Here is a 1,968-nt window from a genome sequence, read left to right on the forward strand (position 1 = left end):
TCCAAGCATTAAACGATTACAGCTTCCTTTTTAAAAATTCCATCTCCAACAAAGAGGCGAGACTCTTTTTACATCTCCCATCTGCCCTTACAGCCATGAGAGTACTTAAAAGTATGCATTTACCATCAGAAGGGAAGGGAAGCACATACCGATATATCCTTCCTTCGTGAATAATAAAAAACCGCCAAAGCGGCGGCTTGTACAACATTAAACTATTTTAATCTCTCCAGCACTCTTCTTTTCTTATACAGCATCATCCCAGTCTCAGCCACTTCATCAATTGCACTTCGGTTAATGAACGCACCGAACACAATACCTGCGACAGGCACCATCTGAAACAGCTTCTTCCAGCCGTAATTATCACGGTAGGTCATGACAACCTCGCGCCAGCCCTGCACTTGTGAGAACGCCTGACGGTTCGTCTCACTGCGGTTCAACGCGGTCAAGTCTTCCAGGATTGCCTTCTTGCCGACAACATCTGATGACGCGAACTGGAGACATTTTATGATAAAATAACGCTCTTCTTGCTCGTGTGGATCATAGCCGTATGCGAGCGAAATTTCCTGCAGAGTTTTTAATGCAAGCCCCAGACTCAGCGGGATATCTGCTGCGAGTGTAAATACGCCTCCGATACCCGTAGACGCGCCTTGTACGGAAGCGATATTTTTTCGTGACGAACGAAGCTCTTGCGCGACTTGCTCCATCACATTGACTGGCATACTCGCTACATCCTCAAGCTGCACGCCATCTGAACCCCCCGTATGTTTTGAAAAACGGTTCATGATCGATTGTTCAGATATTAAATAACGGCCACCGGTCTGGATAAAGCCGCCAATTTCATCTACAAGGGTCATCATCTTGTCCTGTATGAATTTAGGAGTAAACTTGTCAAGCAGCATAAATGGTATGCGGCCGATCCGCTCCCAAAACCAGAGGCTTTTCTGGTCTTTCTCCCATTTTTCAATATCGTGCAGCATTGATTGAAGCTGTTCTTTCGTTTCTGTCATACAAACCATGCCTCGCTTTCTATTAATACCATTCCCATCCTATTAACGAATGTAATCCGAAAATGTTTCAAAATGTGTGATGCTGTCCACTCCACATGGACATTTTAATCTTTTTGTCTTTTTGTGGTACCGTACCCCATTTTTGTTTACAATGCTATTATGCACTTTGATGGCCGGAGGAAGATTGACATGGAATCAGGAATGTATTTGAAAGTTGAATTAGGGGATCCCTATGAGACAGGGAGCATTATTCCTTTAAGGGAAGGCGAGCTGACGATCGGAAGGTTGAATCCGAGGACAACTGCGGATATTGCTCTGCAGAGTCCATATGTGTCAAGAAATCATGCTGTGATTATAGTTGAAAACGGAAAGGTCTATATAAAAGATCTGGGCAGCAAGCATGGTACAGAACTAAATGAAAGCCCATTTGCTCCTTATGAACAGCATGAGCTCCAGAACGGGGATATTATTACGCTTGCAAAAGGGGCGGTAAGGTTATCGTTCGTGAATAGTGATGAATCGGATTGGGATATGACAATGGAATTTTCGGTGCCTGCAGGCGGATTTTCTGAGATGCAGGAGGGACTGTATATCGTTCCGGAACGGCGGCAGGTAATTATTGATAAACAGCCGCTAATTTTATCAGGAAAGCACACAGACTTGCTTATGCTGCTGTATGCAAGAAAAAACCAAGCAGTAAGTTATGATGAAATCAAACTGCACGTTTGGCCGGAGCGTTTGCCTCACGGTGTACAGGCGATTCCGGATGTCGGGAATGACGAGATCACCGCGCTTGTTTACCGGTTAAGGAAGAAGCTTGGTCCGCATGGAGATAAAATCATCAGCCTCCCAAGGTACGGTTATATGCTGGAGCTGACTTGACTGAAAAGAATTACATATTATTTAAACAACAGATTATCGTACCGGCTTCCTTTAGGAGGCTGGTTTTTTTATACTGTAA

General features: G+C 44.4%; 2 protein-coding genes. One reads left to right on the forward strand and one right to left on the reverse strand.

Annotated elements, in window-relative coordinates; genetic code table 11:
- Positions 1-212: 212 nt before the first annotated feature.
- Positions 213-1,007: an EcsC family protein gene (locus CGZ90_RS18655; RefSeq protein WP_094254027.1), complete on the reverse strand. Its 795-nt coding sequence runs from the start codon at positions 1,005-1,007 to the stop codon at positions 213-215.
- 189 nt (positions 1,008-1,196) lie between these two features.
- Between CGZ90_RS18655 and CGZ90_RS18660 the strand changes: the two genes are divergently transcribed.
- On the forward strand, positions 1,197-1,889 hold the full coding sequence (locus CGZ90_RS18660; protein ID WP_240515485.1) for an FHA domain-containing protein: 693 nt from the start codon (positions 1,197-1,199) through the stop codon (positions 1,887-1,889).
- Positions 1,890-1,968 lie beyond the last annotated feature (79 nt).

It is taken from the genome of Fictibacillus aquaticus, assembly GCF_002245695.1.
GTDB lineage: Bacteria > Bacillota > Bacilli > Bacillales > Fictibacillaceae > Fictibacillus > Fictibacillus aquaticus.

Bases quoted from the DNA above. Each gene is read 5' to 3' on its own strand.
- CGZ90_RS18655 (WP_094254027.1), bottom strand. From the start codon at position 1,007: ATGACAGAAACGAAAGAACAGCTTCAATCAATGCTGCACGATATTGAA.
- CGZ90_RS18660 (WP_240515485.1), top strand. From the start codon at position 1,197: ATGGAATCAGGAATGTATTTGAAAGTTGAATTAGGGGATCCCTATGAG.